Below are 15,501 nucleotides of genomic sequence, written 5' to 3'. Positions count from 1 at the left end.
AACGATCGTAGCGATAACGGGGCTGCCACCTTGGGTACGAAATTTGATTATCTTTGGCTTTCAAAGAACTATCAAGGTGCGAAAACTCCTTCTACTATGTGGCTTTAGCCTGATCTACTCCCTGTCTTGGGGGCAGGCCATTGAACAAGCCGAACCCGATTACATTAAGACAATACAGTTTAACGGGAATACGGAACAGGCGCAATTGCCGATCATTCGATTGGGTGAAAGTATCCGTTTGACATTTGACGATATAATTGGGGACGAATCCGACTATTATTATACCATCACCCATCACGACTTCGACTGGACGGCTAGTGATCTTTCCAAGAATGAATACCTGGAAGGATTTGACGACGTTCGGATAGAGACCTATGAGAATTCTTTGCTCACCTTGCAGATGTTCTCACACTATATGCTGACCATTCCCAACCGGGAAACGCGAAGACTGACCAAGAGTGGAAATTATATGATTCACATCTACAACTACGACCGAGAACTGATCTTCTCCAGAAAATTTATGATCGTGGAGCAGTTAGCTGGTGTCCAAGTCGGTATCAAAAGGGCCAGGGACCTAAACCGAATAGAAACTAGCCAGGTTGTCCAGTTTACCATCAACTCGCCAACGCTTTTGCTGGTTAATCCCAAACAGACCGTTAAAACACTGGTTCTGCAAAACAGCGATCACAATACGGCCATAACCAATCTTATACCTCAATACACTTTGGGAAATGAACTGGTCTACCGTTACGACAAGGAGGCGACCTTTAAGGGTGGAAACGAATTCAACTCCTTTGACAATAAGGACGTACGGGCAGCCAGCAATGGAGTAAGAAGGGTTGACAGGAACGAATTGTACGAACACTATCTCTTTACGGATGTGCCTCGGAAAGAACAGGTTTATACTTACAACCCGGACATCAATGGAAACTTTGTGATCAATAACATCAATTCTCAGCGGAATCAAAATCTGGAAGCCGAATATGTTTGGGTTCATTTTGCCTTGCAGTATTATGACGACCTGGATGGTAAGGAGATCTATCTCTATGGAAATTTCAACAATTGGAACCTGAGCGAAGAAAACCGCCTGAGATACGACTCTGAAAGTGGATCTTATAAAACAAGTGTGTTGATGAAACAAGGGTTCTACAACTACAAATATGTTCTCCTAAACCCAGATGGTAGCATCGACCCCGGTGGTGTTAGCGGAAATTACTGGCAAACCGAGAACCAATATACCGTACTGGTTTATTTTCGCGATCTGGGAGCCCGATATGATCGCATTATTGGCTGGGGTCAGGCCAACTCAACCACTATCAATAACAATTAGTCACCGCGCAGCCGAAACGCGTTTAGTTTGACCGTTTCTTCTATCTTTATGGAGTGAGCGAGAACAAATCCGTCATAAAGAATAGTCGGAAAGCTGAGAAGTTCCGAGGAGCCGAATGCCTGAATTGTGGTCACCCTCTGGACCTGACGGATCGCTACTGTTCATATTGTTCTCAGATGAACACCACCAAGCCACTGACACTGAGTGATTTCTTCGGTGAATTTATAGGCAGTATCATCACCTACGATTCCCGATTCAGGTATACGCTCAAGGACCTTTTACTGAAGCCAGGAACCATCAGCAGAAATTACGTGGATGGATCGAGGCTTAAATACGCAAACCCATTTCGATTTTTTCTAAGTGTATCCATAATCTATTTCCTGGTGCAGAGCCTGATCACCCTGATCACGGGAGAAAATCAACTTTTTAATGACCAGGCGGATCCAAATTTTCAAGGAATAACCATTACACCTACCGAAGACGGTAACTTTGAGTTGGCTGCAAAAGATGTTCAGGATTCTGTCAAATTGGATTCTGTGCTCCGCACCCAAGTGGCCGATGTGGATTCCATATTGCGGGCCAATAACATTCCCGTCAACACCAATCTCAACGGTAAGGACATCAACATTAATCCCTTCACCATCGGTAAGGATTCTGTAGATAGCTACACCTACTATTCTGAACAATCACTGGATTCCCTCGGGTTCTTCGAACGCAATTTCAAACGGTTCTGGCTGTATCGCAATTTCTATCAGGCCACAGGAATTGTGAATTCTACGGTCGCCCTGGATAGCCTGAAACACGATAACACGCGCTATCACCGATGGGCCTATGACAAGAACCAGGCCCTGGAAAGGATAGAAGAAAAACCAGGCGAGTTCGCACAATACTTATTGGAAAAGACACCTTTCTTTGTCTTTTTCTTTGCACCCATCTACGCCCTCTTCTTCTGGTTGATCTACTCCAAGAAGAAACATACCTACATGGCCCATTTGGTCTTTATCTTCCATATATTCAGCTTTATTTTCCTGGCCATGCTGATCAGCATATTACCGGATACCCTGATCGGTTATGATATTTTTTCCAGTGTGCTCTTCGGTCTGATTGGCCCCTTCTATTTCTATAAAGCCATGCGGAACTTTTACAAGCAAAACCGGCTGATCACTTTGATAAAATTTGTATTTTTAAACTGGGTCTTCTTTGTTAGCGCAACTATAGCCGCCCTGATCTTCTTTGCGATAACAGCTGCACTGTATTAAAATGGTACAACAAGTCACAGATGGGATTAAGGTTTCGGTGGAAACAGCCTACGAAGGTTGTTTTCAACGGGGATACCAGTTGCATTATTCCTTCAGTTATACCATACGTATTCACAACCAACGCAAGCGATCGGTCAAGTTATTTTCAAGATTCTGGAAGATCCACGATGCCTTGAACGATACAGAGATCGTGATCGGGGAAGGTGTGATCGGCGAACAACCGTTACTGAACCCAGGTCAATCTCATACCTACAGTAGTGGATGTGTATTACTGGCACCTGTTGGTTCTATGAAGGGACATTACCGGATGAGGGATCTTCCGGAAAACGAAGAAATGAAAGTAGGAATCCCTACATTCCAACTGCACGCTGGCTTTGCCATGAATTGAATTGGCCGTAACTCCCTTTGCCTTCCATTCGTATCTTTTTTTGTCCTTGCCAGATATGGCAGAATCCGCAATGCGAATCGTAAGTAAAGCGATATGGACGGCTGAGATCGAATTCTGAGGACTTAAAAACCCCGTCATAATCCAGTTGTCCGGAAGATGAATACCGCATGATCCGGAAGAGGTCATCACCCAGGGGGTCCGGATCGATGTAAAACCAAGCCTGACTCCCAATTCCATCCAGAAACTGTGCTTGCAAGGGGATGGCACATTCTGCCAGAGAACGTTCATTATTCTCGCCTTTTGGCCTCTTATCAAAGTAATTTTTGAGGTTTTCCCTAAATGCGGACCCGTTGTAGCTGCTCACTTCTCCATTCTCCACCAGGTACATTTCTCTCTGGCTTGAGGCGATCTCAACATTACCCACTGTACTGGGAGTAAAAAGTTTGTTCCATTGAAGCCTTCTCCTGATCCGACCGCTAGAGGTCGAAGCTAAAAGGGTATCGGCCACAAAACGAGAACAATTGCTTCCATTCTTGTGGAAAGCACCATAAGGAATACTTCCTCTTTTTTGTAAGCCCAAGATATAATCACAGGCTTTTTGGTGGTCTACCGCTTTGCAGACCGAGGCCAGTAATCGTCCTTCACCATGGGTGCGGTCCGGATGTTTATCCAGCCACAGGAGAATGTCGTCCAAATTAGTGATCTCTCCGTGGGCATCATAACTAGCAAGGATCGGGATCTTTAATTCGGCATCTGTTTCCTTACTTCTCACACGGCCATATCCCTTGGGCGTGATATAACGACCAAAGTCAAAATAGTGTAGTTCCCTTGAAGGATCAACCAGCAGCATGGCTGCATGACCTGCTTTGATATAATGACGAGTCCCAAGTCCAACTAGGGGCAGGACCTTGCAGATCCATTCGTCACTCATGGTCACAAAGGTGTCCGGATAGGCCAGTACAATTATTTCGGTGGTCTTACTCATAGATTGCAAACCCGTTTGTTGGGGATAACTAGTTAAAAGTAGCAAAATGAGCGGGAAACTTACAGATTCGACCAGAAATGAGTCACTTTTTGGATTGTAATACCAAGGTCAGATCATACCAAATTCAAGCTTCGGACAGCCTGAGAATTCGACCTTAAAATCGTACCTTTGTGCGCAGTTTAACCCAAGGATAATTTTTACTGAAATGGGAAAAGGATTTTATGAAGTTCCGGTTGCCGTAAACGAACCGGTCATGGGCTATGCCCCTGGTAGTGCAGAACGCGAAGAAGTTCTGGCTACCTATAAAAAAATGTATCATAGCCGGATCGATGTGCCTATGTTCATCAATGGAAAAGAGGTGGAAACGGGAGATACCGGTAACATGGCTCCTCCACACGACCACCAGCACAGTCTGGGTGTTTATCACAAAGCCGACCAGTCACTGGTGCAGGAAGCGATCGATACGGCCCTGGAAGCTCGAAAGAAATGGTCAAAAATGCCTTGGGAACAGCGAGCTGGCATCTTCCTCCGCGCTGCTGAATTGATCGCTGGACCTTACCGCGCTAAGATCAACGCGGCCACTATGTTGGCTCAATCCAAAACTGTGCACCAGGCCGAGATCGACGCTGCCTGCGAATTGATCGATTTCCTTAGATTCAATGTACAATTCATGACGGAGATCTATGCCGAGCAGCCAGAGTCTACCTCGGGTGCATGGAACAGACTGGAATACCGTCCATTAGAAGGTTTTATCTACGCCATCACTCCGTTTAATTTCACGGCGATTTCCGGGAATCTACCCGCCAGTGCAGCCCTAATGGGAAATGTAGTTGTCTGGAAGCCATCGGATAGCCAGGTCTATTCTGCCAAAGTGATCATGGATGTTTTCCGTGAAGCAGGCGTTCCCGCCGGGGTCATCAATATGGTAATGGGAGATCCGGTGATGATCACAGAAACAGTGCTAGCCAGTCCTGATTTTAGTGGGCTGCATTTCACTGGTTCCACCAACGTATTTAAGGACCTCTGGAAAAAGATCGGAACTCAGATCCACACCTACAAGACTTATCCTCGTATCGTAGGGGAAACCGGAGGTAAGGATTTCATTGTGGCACACCCCACTTCTAATCCTAAACAAGTGGCCACGGCAATTACTCGAGGTGCCTTCGAATTCCAGGGACAAAAGTGTAGTGCTGCAAGCCGATGCTACATCCCCGCCTCTATGTGGAACGAGGTGGAAGGCTATCTTAAAGCTGACTTGGCTTCCATTAGTATGGGGTCTCCAGAAGATCTTAACAATTTTGTCACTGCGGTGATCCACGAGGGGTCGTTTGACAAACTGGCCAGCTTTATTGATCAAGCCAAGTCTGATAGCGATGCGCAGATCATTGCAGGGGGTAATTACGACAAGTCCAAGGGATACTTCATTGAGCCGACGGTGATCAAGACCGATAATCCGAAGTACACCACCATGTGTACCGAGCTCTTTGGGCCTGTGGTCACCATTTACGTCTATCCGGACAACCAATGGTCAGAAACCCTGCAACTGGTTGATGAGACTGGAGAGTATGCATTGACCGGAGCTGTTTTCAGCGAAGACAGATACGCTTTGGAAGAGGCGGTTCAAGCCTTGGAAAATGCTGCCGGTAACTTCTACATCAACGACAAGCCAACAGGTGCAGTTGTTGGTCAGCAACCATTTGGAGGCGCCAGAGGAAGCGGAACCAACGACAAAGCGGGAAGTAAGCTGAATTTGTATCGCTGGATCTCTCCCCGTATGGTGAAAGAGACCTTTGTAACACCAACGGATTACAGATATCCTTTCCTGGGATAGTTTAAGTGAACTAAAATCCAGAACCCACCCATCGCGGTGGGTTTTTTATTTCACGGGAAGATGAACGACGGACTTGGTCTCGAAGAATTCCTCCTGAAAATAGGCGGACAACGGATAGATCCGGGCATTGGGAAAGGGCGCGAGTTCTTCGACCAGATCTCCACCTTTTAGATAGAGGATCCCATTGCTTAACTGATGACGACTTTCTGCTTTCACTTTGCCTTTAACCCATCGATGGAATGCATCCATTCGGGCGACGGCACGACTGACTATGAAGTCATACTCCTTGTTCACATCTTCCGCACGACCATGGGTAAAACGAACATTTTCCAACTGCAATCCCTTGACAACCTCCTCTACCACCTTGATCTTCTTCCCGATACTGTCCACCAGGTGAAATTGGGTCTGAGGAAATAAAACTGCCAGGGGAATACCTGGGAATCCTCCTCCCGTTCCAACATCCATGACCTCTGTTCCAGGTAGAAATGGTTGCACTTTGGCAATCCCCAGGGAATGTAAGACATGCCGTAAATAAAGTTCGTCTACATCCTTCCTGGAGACCACATTGATTTTACTGTTCCAGTCCTCGTAGAGTTCACGCATCAGCGAGAACTGACCCGTTTGGTTTATGGTAAGATCCGGAAAATAATGTTGAATTCGATCCATAGCAGAAGAGGCAGCGAATTTAATTATTCTTGGGATAACTTTATGATATGCCCTCTCGTATTGCGTCAAGAATACGTATTTTTGTGTTTTTACCAAAAATTGCTCTCTTGGAAAATCAAGTCAAATTCTCACGCACGGATTCCTCTAATTTTTTCAGGACTCTGAACAAGCGTGTAAATCAATATTTTAAAGAAAATAATGTTGCCCGGTCCGGTAACTGGAAATTGCATCTGAAAACAGTTGTGATGTTCCTGCTTTACCTGGCGCCCTACTTCCTGATCATGCTGATCGATATGCCCGGCTGGCTGCAGCTTATTCTAGCTGTTGTTATGGGTGTTGGTATGGCCGGAGTGGGTATGAATGTGATGCACGACGCTAATCACGGTTCTTATTCGTCCAAGAAATGGGTGAACAAACTAATGGGAGGAAGTATCTATATCCTTGCCGGTAATGTTTACAATTGGCAAGTACAGCATAATGTACTCCACCATACGTATACCAACATTCACGGACACGATGAGGATATGGAAACTGGGTCCATCATGCGATTTTCAGAACATCACAATTGGAAATGGTTTCACCGATTTCAGCATATTTACAGCATATTCCTCTATGGACTGCTGACCATCAATTGGGTGCTGACAGCGGACTTCAAACAAACCAAAAGATATTTGGACCGTAAATTGTCCTACGGGAAGCTTCCTTCACCTCTCAAGCAATGGAGTACCCTCATATTGTTCAAAGTGGTCTATGCCATCGTCTGGTTGGTGATCCCGATCTTGTTTTTCAATATTGTTTGGTGGAAGATACTGATCGGATTCTTTGTGATGCACTACACAGCCGGACTTATTTTGAGTGTAGTATTCCAACTAGCTCATGTAGTGGAAGACGCCGAGATGCCTGTACCGGACGAAGCTGGAAATATGAAGAATACCTGGGCCATTCACCAGTTATTTACCACTGTCAATTTCTCCACTAAAAACCGGATCGTCAATTGGTTCACAGGTGGGCTTAACCACCAGGTAGAACATCACATCTTTCCCAACATCAGTCATATTCACTACACCAAGATCTCTCAGATCGTGAAGTCTACAGCCATCGAATTCAATCTACCTTATAACGAATATAAAACCACACGAAAAGCAGTGATCGCCCACTTCCAGCATTTGAAGCAGTTAGGCGCTAATCCCGCTTTGAGTATCTGATCATGAGCAACCCACAATTATCGAAGCGTGTCAACGAAATGGCTACTTCGGCCACCTTGGCTATGGCAGCCAAGGCACGCGAACTTCGAGGTCAAGGTAAAGACATCATTGGCCTGAGTCTAGGAGAACCCGATTTTACGGTACCTGAGTTTGTTAAAGAAGCCGCTGTTCAGGCCATCAATGACGATTACCATTCCTATACCCCCGTAGATGGATATGCGGATCTCAAGACTGCGATCATCGAGAAGTTCAAACGAGATAACGGACTGAGCTACAATCCGACCCAGATCGTAGTATCCACGGGAGCCAAGCAGTCTTTGGCCAACCTGGCCCAGGTCCTGTTGAATGAAGGAGACGAGGTGCTCTTGCCTGCTCCATACTGGGTCAGTTATAGCGATATCAGTAAGGTAGCCGGAGGAGTTCCTGTGCCCATTGATACAAGTATTGAAACCGATTTCAAGATCACTCCAGAGTCACTAAGAGCTGCCATTAGCCCCAGGACAAAGATGATGATCTATTCGTCTCCCTGTAATCCAAGTGGCTCGGTCTACAGCAAAGAAGAATTGCGGGCCCTGGCCGATGTTTTGGTGGATCACCCACAGATCATAGTGGTCAGTGACGAGATATACGAACACATCAATTTTGTTGGCGGACATGCCTCCATGGCGCAATTTGAGGATATGTATGACAGAACGGTTACCGTTAATGGTGTATCCAAGGCTTTCAGCATGACTGGTTGGAGGATAGGGTATATCGGTGCACCGGATTGGATCGCTCGTGCTTGTAACAAGATGCAGGGACAAGTGACCAGCGGGGCCAACTGTATCGCTCAGCGAGCAACGATTGCTGCCCTGGAAAGCCCTCCTTCTGCCATTCAGTACATGATCGACGCCTTCCAATCCAGGAGGGAACTCATCCTTGGACTATTGGCCGATATCCCTGGCTTTAAATGCAACGAACCGGAAGGAGCATTTTATGTGTTTCCGGATGTATCTCACTATTTTGGCAAGACCATCAATGGGACAACCATCTTTGATTCTTCAGATTTTGCGATGTACCTTCTGGAGGAAGCTGGAGTGGCGACCGTAACAGGAGCTGCTTTTGGTGACCCCAATTGTATTCGAATCTCTTATGCAGCATCTGAGGAAGATATCAAAGAAGCCATGTCCCGGATCAAGAACGCACTTTCTTAATATCTGATTCATGGCCCGATTCTTACTTCTCGGTAGTGGTGAACTTGGCAAAGAGTTTGTCATTGCCGCGCAGCGATTGGGACATTGGGTGATAGCAGCTGACCGTTATCCCAATGCGCCTGCCATGCAGGTAGCCCAGGAATATGAGATCATCAATATGCTGGATGGGAAAGCTCTGGATGGGATCGTAGAAAAGCACAGACCAGATTATATTGTACCGGAAATTGAAGCCATCCGCACGGAAAGGCTATACCACTATGAACAGAATGGAATCTCCGTAGTTCCGTCGGCTAAGGCTGCCAATTATACCATGAACCGCAAGGCCATTCGGGACCTTGCGGCTAAGGATCTCCAAATTCAGACAGCGGATTACCGCTATGCAACCTCAGCCGAAGAATTACAGGAGGCTGTAGCCGCAATTGGGATGCCTTGTGTGGTGAAACCATTAATGTCTTCCAGCGGTAAGGGGCAAAGTACGATCCACCGGGAAGAGGATATAGAAAAGTCCTGGAATTACTCCCAGGAAGGCTCCAGAGGTGATGTGGCCGAGGTAATTGTAGAGGCTTTTGTCCACTTCAACTACGAGATCACACTACTCACCTTGACACAAATCGATGGTCCGACCCTATTTTGCCCACCTATTGGACACCGACAGGAAGGTGGAGACTACAGGGAGAGTTGGCAACCCATGCCAATGGACGAGATGGATTTACAGGACGCCCAGCAAATGGCTAAACAGGTCACCACTGCCTTAGGCGGTGCCGGGATCTGGGGAGTTGAATTCTTTATAGCAGATGACGGAGTATATTTCTCTGAGCTATCCCCCAGGCCACATGATACGGGCATGGTTACACTGGCCGGAACCCAAAACTACAATGAATTCGAATTACACCTCAGAGCGATCCTGGGGCATAATTTACCGGGAATATTTCTGGAAAGACAAGGTGCCTCTGCCGTTGTCTTGGCCCAGGGCCATTTGGATGATCCCCAGATCAAAGGACTGGAAAATGTGGTTTCGGAACCAAAATCGGACGTACGCATATTTGGAAAACCAGATGCCAGGCCCAACCGGCGTATGGCGGTGGTGCTAACCTATGATGAACTGGATTCTGACCTGGATCAAACTGTCCGGCGAGCCAAGCATTTAGCCACTCAACTCAGCGTGGAATGAACGATCTATTTCAAAAATTTGAAACCGTACCTGCCAGAGAGATCATTCCGGGATTTGACGCCCATTTGATCCATACTGATAAGCAAACCTTATCCCTGGTAAAAACCAAGGCGGGAAGTCACTTACCACAGCACCACCATTTCCACGAACAGATCTCTATGGTCATGGAAGGTGAATTCGAGATGACGGTCGAAGGACAAACAAAAGTGTGCGGAAAGGGAGATGTGGTGGTGATTCCTTCCAATGCAGTCCACTCCGGACGATCCCTGACCGATTGTATCATCCTGGACACCTTTACCCCGGTTCGGGAAGATTATCAATAAGCTTATCGATTACGCCAGAAGAAAGGCGTAAAAAGGATCAGAACAGTAAAGAGCTCCAAACGTCCGATCAACATCAGGAAAGACGCCCATAGTTTACCGGCTTCAGGCAGGTTACCGAAGTTCTCAGTTGGCCCCAGTGCCCCTAGTGCCGGACCGACGTTACCCAGGGAACTAGCCGCGCCACCCAAGGCAGTTTTGAAATCCAGGCCGATCCAAGAGAAGACCAAGACCCCAACAATAAAGGACAACATATACAGGATGAAAAAGGCCAGAATGTTGAACACAATAGGTTGCTGCACTGCGCGCTGGTTGTAGCGCACAGGTAAGATAGCATTAGGATGTAGTGTGCGTTTGAACTCCAACATCCCATTTTTGATCATGATCAAGTGGCGGACGATCTTGATCCCACCCGACGTAGACCCCGCAGATCCGCCCAGGAACATCAGCCCCAGGAAGAAAATGGTCAGAAAGGAGGTCCATGCGGTAAAATCGGCAGTGACAAAACCGGTTGTTGTGATCACAGCAAGCACCTGGAACATACCGTGGCGAATGGCACTTTCAAACTTGCCCCATACCATAGGGTGATCAATGCTGGACTGGCTAGGATCCGCCCAAAAGTAGATGATCAATCCGGTCAAGACGGTAAAACCGAAGATCAGTGCGACATAGAGTTTGAATTCTTCATCCTGGAAAATCTTGGAAAATTTGGTCTTAAAGGCAAAATAGCTCAGGACAAAATTGGTTCCAGCCAGGAACATAAAGATCATAGTTATGTACTGGATCAAAGGACTGCCATTCCAATGGGCCATACTGGCATTTTTTGTACTAAAGCCTCCTGTACTCAGTGTACTCAGGGAATGGTTTATTGCATCGAAAAAACTCATTCCCGCCAGTGACAGCAAGAGGGTCTCGGCCAGGGTGTATCCCACATAAATGAGCCATAAGCGCTTGGCGGTATCTGTGATCCTTGGGTGCAGCTTGTCACCACCAGGACCCGGCGCTTCGGCTGCGAACAGCTGCATCCCTCCTATTCCCAGCAGTGGCAGGATGGCAATGGCCAATACTATGATTCCCATTCCTCCTATCCAATGGGTGATACTTCGCCAGAATAGTATGCCCTCCGGAAGTGCTTCGATATCAGAAAGTATAGAGGATCCTGTGGTGGTGTACCCACTCATGGTCTCAAAAAAGGCATTGGTAAAACTGGGAATGGCCCCGGAATAGATATAGGGCAGGGTCCCCGTTAAGGACATGAACAACCAGCCAAAGGTGACGATGATATAGCCTTCCCTTTTTTGAATTTCCTTTCTATGCTGCCGGGTAGCAAGCATCAGGGCAGCTCCGATCAGCATGGTGGTTGCACCGGCCAGTGAGATGGGTGTGGTGGCGCCATCTCCATAACTTAGGCTGAACAGTGCTGCCAACCACATAAAACCACCGTTGACCAGCAACAAGAGGCCCATTAGGTAGAATATGATCCGGTAATTCAGTTTGGACAGAGAACCCATCAGACAAAGAGTTTCTCTACCTTCTTAATGGATTGCGGCAAGCAACAGACCACGATCCTATCCCCTCGTTGTATTTTGAAATCTCCAAGTGCGATCAAACCTTCATCATCGCGAACGACCCCACCGATTATGGCGGAACGAGGAAAATCAATATCCCTAACCAACTTGTTACAGACCTTGGAAGAACCTGAAACCACAAATTCCAGCAGCTCGGCGTTCATATTGTTGAGCTTGGTCATGGCAACGATCTCACCTTTTCTAACGTAGCGAAAGATATTGTTGGCCGCCAATAGCTTTTTATTGATCAGGGTATCTATCCCGATAGACTGAGAGAGCCTGAAGTAATCCATATTCTCTACAAGGGCAATGGTCTTCCTGACTCCTTTGGAGCGGGCAACCAGGCAAGACATAATATTGGTCTCGCTGTTTCCTGTCACGGAAATAAAGGCGTCCATATCCTGAATGGACTCCTCCTCCAGCAACTCCACATTCCTTCCATCGCCCTGAATGACCAGGACAGACGAAAGTTCGTCGGCGATCTCGAAGGCCTTCTCCTTGTTATTCTCGATCAACTTTACATTGAAGCGCGAACTACAGAGGTCTTTCGCAGCCTTGTAACCGATATTACTGCCGCCCAGTATCATGACATTCTTGATCTCTTCCCTCACCTTTCCGGTCAGTTGATAAATCTGCTCTACCCCATCCTTGGTCGTTATGAAATATACCTGATCCCCTTCTTTAAAAATGGTGTCTCCCCTGGGGATCAAGGTGTACTGTGTTCCAAATCGTTGGATAGCAATAGGTACGCACTTGAGTTGCGGATTGTCCTGTGTAACCTGTTTTACCGAATTGCCCACAAAGGCAGCAGTACGTGAAAGGGTCAGTCCGATCATGATCAGAGCGCCATCTTCAAATTCATAGGTGTCATTGAACCCGCTTTGATTGAGCAAAAGTTCGATCTCACTAGCGGCAAGCGCCTCTGGAGAGATCAATTCGTCAATACCAAATTTGGTAAAGCCTACCGTCTCCTTATTCTCGATAAATTCGGTATTGGCAATACGGGCAATGGTCCGTTTGGCTCCCAACTGTTTGGCCAGGACACAGGCTGTAATGTTGGTGGTTTCGCTGGAAGTAACCCCAATAACCAGATCGGTCCTTTCTACCTGGGCATCCCGAAGAATAGAGATGGAAGTAGCATCGCCTTTGATGACCCGGATATCCAAATGAGTATCGGCATAGGCTAGCGATTCCCTGTTGGTATCGATCAGCGTAATATCTTGAGATTCGAAAGAAAGGAGTTTGGCTAAATGAAATCCTACCTCACCGGCACCGGCTATGATAATTTTCATAAGAATAAGGGCAAATGCGGGGCAAAGTTACCAAAATTTAGTCTATCCGCTTCAATTTGGTCTTTTCTTGTTGTCCTTTTCACTCAGTGGACTGCATAAAAATATGTAGATTTGCACGCCTGATTTCCAATGGTTGTGAACGTTAAACCTTACAAAGACTCCGAGCTAAATAAGAAGAAACAGGTCGAACAAATGTTCGATACCATTTCTGGTCGCTATGATGGGCTAAATCGAGTTATTTCACTGGGTACCGATGTCAAGTGGAGAAAGAAAGTGATTGCGATGATCGCTAAGGAAAACCCCACTAATGTGCTCGATATTGCTACAGGAACCGGAGACCTGGCGGTAAGCTTTGCCACTAAAACTGAAATCCCGGAGATCGTTGGCCTGGATATCTCGGAAGGGATGCTTAGCGAAGCACGTAAGAAGAGCATAGGTCAATCTTGGAGCGATCGGGTTCAATTTGTGCGTGGTGACGGCGAATCCTTGCCATTTGAGAACAATCATTTCCACGCGGCTACCGTGTCCTTCGGGATACGAAATTTTGAAAATCTGGAACAGGGTCTTTCAGAAATTTTAAGGGTTATCCAGCCAGGTGGACAATTAGTGATACTGGAAACCTCCGTCCCAACCAAATTCCCATGGAAACAAGGCTACAATGTTTATACCAAGGCGATCCTGCCATTGATCGGTCGGATCTTTGCACGGGATAAAGTGGCCTATAGCTACCTCAGCGAAAGTGCATCCGTTTTTCCTCACGGAGAAGCACTCAACAATATTTTGAGGAAAATCGGGTTTAAAGAGGTGATCAATTTGCCCCAGACCTTTGGTTCGGCAACAATTTATTCGGCTACCAAGTAACATGAAACGATTTCTATTGATCTTGTTCGTCTTTGGCCTCAGTTATTCGGCCTCTGCTCAACTCTTTCGTAAGGAACGGCTATCCAATATGGAGAATTTTGACAAGCGCCGTTATACCTGGGGATACTTTCTTGGCTTTAATAGCTTGGACTTCAAATTCCGTTATGACCAGGACCGAAATGATGTTAGCAACACAGACGTTCAGGTGGAAAGTCAGGTAGGATTTAATGTAGGATTGATCGGAGATTTGCGGATCAATAACTACATCAACCTTAGGCTTGAACCGGGAATGGTCTTTGCGCAACGAAATTTACGCTTTCCAGGTTTTGCCGAAGAAAGGGACGAATTGAGAGAAGTAAAGTCTACTTATATACATATTCCTTTACTGGTCAAATTCTCGACCAAACGAATGAATAACTTTAAGCCATTCATAATTGGAGGAGTATCTACCAGCATCAACCTCTCCAGTAACGAGTCAAACCCACAGGATAACAGTGCCGGGCAGTTTCGGATGACTAGTTCAACCTATTATTACGAAATGGGAATTGGAGTGGACCTCTACCTCTATTACTTCAAGTTTACGCCTTCTATACGTGGTGTATTTGCTATGAGTGACGAGTTGGTCCCGGATGTCGACCCAAACAGCCCTTGGACCGGAAACATTGCCTCCATGGCTACGCGCGGAATATTCATAAACTTCACCTTCCAGTAGGCCGTCTGAACTCATTGATCAGGATGGCTCCAGCCGTGGCCACGTTCAGGCTTTCGGTTGTTCCGTTCTCACCAAACCGGGGAATACTAATTCGGTGATCGATGACTTGACTCACTTCGTCTGAAATGCCCTGACCTTCATTTCCCAAAACCAGTACAGCATTTTCCGATAAGGTTGTCGAGTAAACCGAATCGCTATCCATATAACCACCGTATACCGGATTTGGACAATGATTGAGAAACTCTCGCAAATTCAGATAATGTAGTCTGACCCGGGCGATAGAACCCATGGTGGCCTGGACTACTTTGGGATTGAAGCAATCTGCCGTGTCTTCACTGCAAACAATAGATGAAATCCCATACCAATCGGCCAGGCGGATGAGGGTCCCCAGGTTGCCGGGATCACGCACAGCATCCAATGCCAGAACTAAGCCATCCACTCGAGCTTCAACAGGATCTGGGATATAAAAAATGCCTAAAGTAGTGCCTGGATTTTTCAATGCGCTGAGCTTTTTAAGCTCTGTATCGCTTACTTGAAGGGTCCCATTGGGCCATTTCGAAATATCATCTGTGGTCAGTAGGCTGTGAAGTTGCAATCCGGAGTTTAACAGTTCGCGGACTACTTTTGGGCCTTCGGCAAGAAAAAGTCCGGTTTTGTTTCGGTACTTTTTTTGATGCAATCCGGTTATTAGTTTAATTTGAGCCTTGCTGAGCAAAATAG

15 protein-coding genes are annotated in these 15,501 nt (G+C 46.6%); 10 read left to right on the top strand and 5 right to left on the bottom strand.

Translation table 11 applies throughout. The features are described from left to right. Nucleotides 1-76 precede the first annotated feature (76 nt). From BST85_RS01500 to apaG, 3 genes are read left to right on the top strand one after another with little or no spacing between them, the layout of a single operon-like run. Nucleotides 77-1,330, top strand: coding sequence for a type IX secretion system plug protein (locus BST85_RS01500; RefSeq protein ID WP_104813852.1), 1,254 nt, complete (start codon nucleotides 77-79; stop codon nucleotides 1,328-1,330). A gap of 53 nt (nucleotides 1,331-1,383) precedes the next feature. Continuing rightward, on the top strand, nucleotides 1,384-2,589 hold the full coding sequence (locus BST85_RS01495; protein ID WP_104811645.1) for a DUF3667 domain-containing protein: 1,206 nt from the start codon (nucleotides 1,384-1,386) through the stop codon (nucleotides 2,587-2,589). A 1-nt stretch (nucleotide 2,590) separates the two neighbouring features. Further along, on the top strand, nucleotides 2,591-2,977 hold the full coding sequence (gene apaG, locus BST85_RS01490; RefSeq protein ID WP_104811644.1) for a Co2+/Mg2+ efflux protein ApaG: 387 nt from the start codon (nucleotides 2,591-2,593) through the stop codon (nucleotides 2,975-2,977). On the opposite strand, the gene BST85_RS01485 is transcribed toward apaG, so the two are convergent. Further along, nucleotides 2,940-3,962, bottom strand: a complete 1,023-nt coding sequence (locus tag BST85_RS01485; RefSeq protein WP_104811643.1) for a DUF6695 family protein — start codon at nucleotides 3,960-3,962, stop codon at nucleotides 2,940-2,942. The two genes, apaG and BST85_RS01485, sit on opposite strands and share 38 nt — an antisense overlap. 205 nt (nucleotides 3,963-4,167) lie before the next feature. On the opposite strand from BST85_RS01485, the gene pruA reads away from it, so the two are divergent. Next, nucleotides 4,168-5,793, top strand: a complete 1,626-nt coding sequence (gene pruA / locus BST85_RS01480) for an L-glutamate gamma-semialdehyde dehydrogenase (RefSeq protein ID WP_104811642.1) — start codon at nucleotides 4,168-4,170, stop codon at nucleotides 5,791-5,793. Nucleotides 5,794-5,838: 45 nt separating this feature from the next. On the opposite strand, the gene rsmG is transcribed toward pruA, so the two are convergent. Beyond that, nucleotides 5,839-6,459 carry a 16S rRNA (guanine(527)-N(7))-methyltransferase RsmG gene (gene rsmG / locus BST85_RS01475; protein ID WP_104811641.1) on the bottom strand — a complete coding sequence of 207 codons (621 nt, stop codon included), beginning with the start codon at nucleotides 6,457-6,459 and terminating at the stop codon, nucleotides 5,839-5,841. 98 nt (nucleotides 6,460-6,557) lie between these two features. Here rsmG and BST85_RS01470 point away from each other — a divergent pair, with 98 nt between their 5' ends. The 4 genes from BST85_RS01470 to BST85_RS01455 are packed head-to-tail and all read left to right on the top strand — an operon-like array spanning nucleotide 6,558 to nucleotide 10,351. Beyond that, on the top strand, nucleotides 6,558-7,664 hold the full coding sequence (locus tag BST85_RS01470) for a fatty acid desaturase family protein (RefSeq protein ID WP_425427908.1): 1,107 nt from the start codon (nucleotides 6,558-6,560) through the stop codon (nucleotides 7,662-7,664). A gap of 2 nt (nucleotides 7,665-7,666) precedes the next feature. Further along, the gene (locus BST85_RS01465; protein ID WP_104811639.1) at nucleotides 7,667-8,857 is read left to right on the top strand and encodes a pyridoxal phosphate-dependent aminotransferase; all 1,191 of its coding nucleotides are present in this window, start codon (nucleotides 7,667-7,669) and stop codon (nucleotides 8,855-8,857) included. Between the two features lie 10 nt (nucleotides 8,858-8,867). Continuing rightward, nucleotides 8,868-10,028 carry a formate-dependent phosphoribosylglycinamide formyltransferase gene (purT, locus tag BST85_RS01460; protein ID WP_104811638.1) on the top strand — a complete coding sequence of 387 codons (1,161 nt, stop codon included), beginning with the start codon at nucleotides 8,868-8,870 and terminating at the stop codon, nucleotides 10,026-10,028. Continuing rightward, the gene (locus BST85_RS01455; RefSeq protein WP_104811637.1) at nucleotides 10,025-10,351 is read left to right on the top strand and encodes a cupin domain-containing protein; all 327 of its coding nucleotides are present in this window, start codon (nucleotides 10,025-10,027) and stop codon (nucleotides 10,349-10,351) included. Before purT ends, BST85_RS01455 begins: the two co-directional genes overlap by 4 nt. A gap of 2 nt (nucleotides 10,352-10,353) precedes the next feature. Here BST85_RS01455 and BST85_RS01450 read toward each other — a convergent pair whose 3' ends face one another. Further along, complete coding sequence (locus BST85_RS01450) at nucleotides 10,354-11,859, bottom strand: TrkH family potassium uptake protein (protein ID WP_104811636.1); 1,506 nt, start codon at nucleotides 11,857-11,859, stop codon at nucleotides 10,354-10,356. Next, nucleotides 11,859-13,208, bottom strand: coding sequence for a Trk system potassium transporter TrkA (gene trkA / locus BST85_RS01445; protein ID WP_104811635.1), 1,350 nt, complete (start codon nucleotides 13,206-13,208; stop codon nucleotides 11,859-11,861). Before trkA ends, BST85_RS01450 begins: the two co-directional genes overlap by 1 nt. A 129-nt stretch (nucleotides 13,209-13,337) precedes the next feature. Here trkA and ubiE point away from each other — a divergent pair, with 129 nt between their 5' ends. After that, a complete protein-coding gene (gene ubiE / locus BST85_RS01440) occupies nucleotides 13,338-14,069 on the top strand; it encodes a bifunctional demethylmenaquinone methyltransferase/2-methoxy-6-polyprenyl-1,4-benzoquinol methylase UbiE (RefSeq protein WP_104811634.1) in 732 nt (243 codons plus the stop codon). Between the two features lies 1 nt (nucleotide 14,070). Further along, nucleotides 14,071-14,781 carry a type IX secretion/gliding motility protein PorT/SprT gene (gene porT / locus BST85_RS01435; RefSeq protein WP_104811633.1) on the top strand — a complete coding sequence of 237 codons (711 nt, stop codon included), beginning with the start codon at nucleotides 14,071-14,073 and terminating at the stop codon, nucleotides 14,779-14,781. Here the strand turns inward: porT and BST85_RS01430 are convergent. Further along, nucleotides 14,768-15,496 (bottom strand): TrmH family RNA methyltransferase, encoded by a 729-nt coding sequence (locus BST85_RS01430; RefSeq protein ID WP_181039933.1) that lies wholly within the window; start codon nucleotides 15,494-15,496, stop codon nucleotides 14,768-14,770. The genes porT and BST85_RS01430 overlap by 14 nt on opposite strands. Nucleotides 15,497-15,501 lie beyond the last annotated feature (5 nt).

This window comes from Aureitalea marina (genome assembly GCF_002943755.1).
GTDB lineage: Bacteria > Bacteroidota > Bacteroidia > Flavobacteriales > Flavobacteriaceae > Aureitalea > Aureitalea marina.
Note: the sequence above shows the minus strand (reverse complement) of the source record. Positions and strands in the feature narration are given on the sequence as shown.

Bases quoted from the DNA above. Each gene is read 5' to 3' on its own strand.
- apaG (WP_104811644.1), top strand. From the start codon at position 2,591: ATGGTACAACAAGTCACAGATGGGATTAAGGTTTCGGTGGAAACAGCC.
- BST85_RS01485 (WP_104811643.1), bottom strand. From the start codon at position 3,962: ATGAGTAAGACCACCGAAATAATTGTACTGGCCTATCCGGACACCTTT.
- pruA (WP_104811642.1), top strand. From the start codon at position 4,168: ATGGGAAAAGGATTTTATGAAGTTCCGGTTGCCGTAAACGAACCGGTC.
- rsmG (WP_104811641.1), bottom strand. From the start codon at position 6,459: ATGGATCGAATTCAACATTATTTTCCGGATCTTACCATAAACCAAACG.
- BST85_RS01465 (WP_104811639.1), top strand. From the start codon at position 7,667: ATGAGCAACCCACAATTATCGAAGCGTGTCAACGAAATGGCTACTTCG.
- purT (WP_104811638.1), top strand. From the start codon at position 8,868: ATGGCCCGATTCTTACTTCTCGGTAGTGGTGAACTTGGCAAAGAGTTT.
- BST85_RS01455 (WP_104811637.1), top strand. From the start codon at position 10,025: ATGAACGATCTATTTCAAAAATTTGAAACCGTACCTGCCAGAGAGATC.
- BST85_RS01450 (WP_104811636.1), bottom strand. From the start codon at position 11,859: ATGGGTTCTCTGTCCAAACTGAATTACCGGATCATATTCTACCTAATG.
- trkA (WP_104811635.1), bottom strand. From the start codon at position 13,208: ATGAAAATTATCATAGCCGGTGCCGGTGAGGTAGGATTTCATTTAGCC.
- ubiE (WP_104811634.1), top strand. From the start codon at position 13,338: ATGGTTGTGAACGTTAAACCTTACAAAGACTCCGAGCTAAATAAGAAG.
- porT (WP_104811633.1), top strand. From the start codon at position 14,071: ATGAAACGATTTCTATTGATCTTGTTCGTCTTTGGCCTCAGTTATTCG.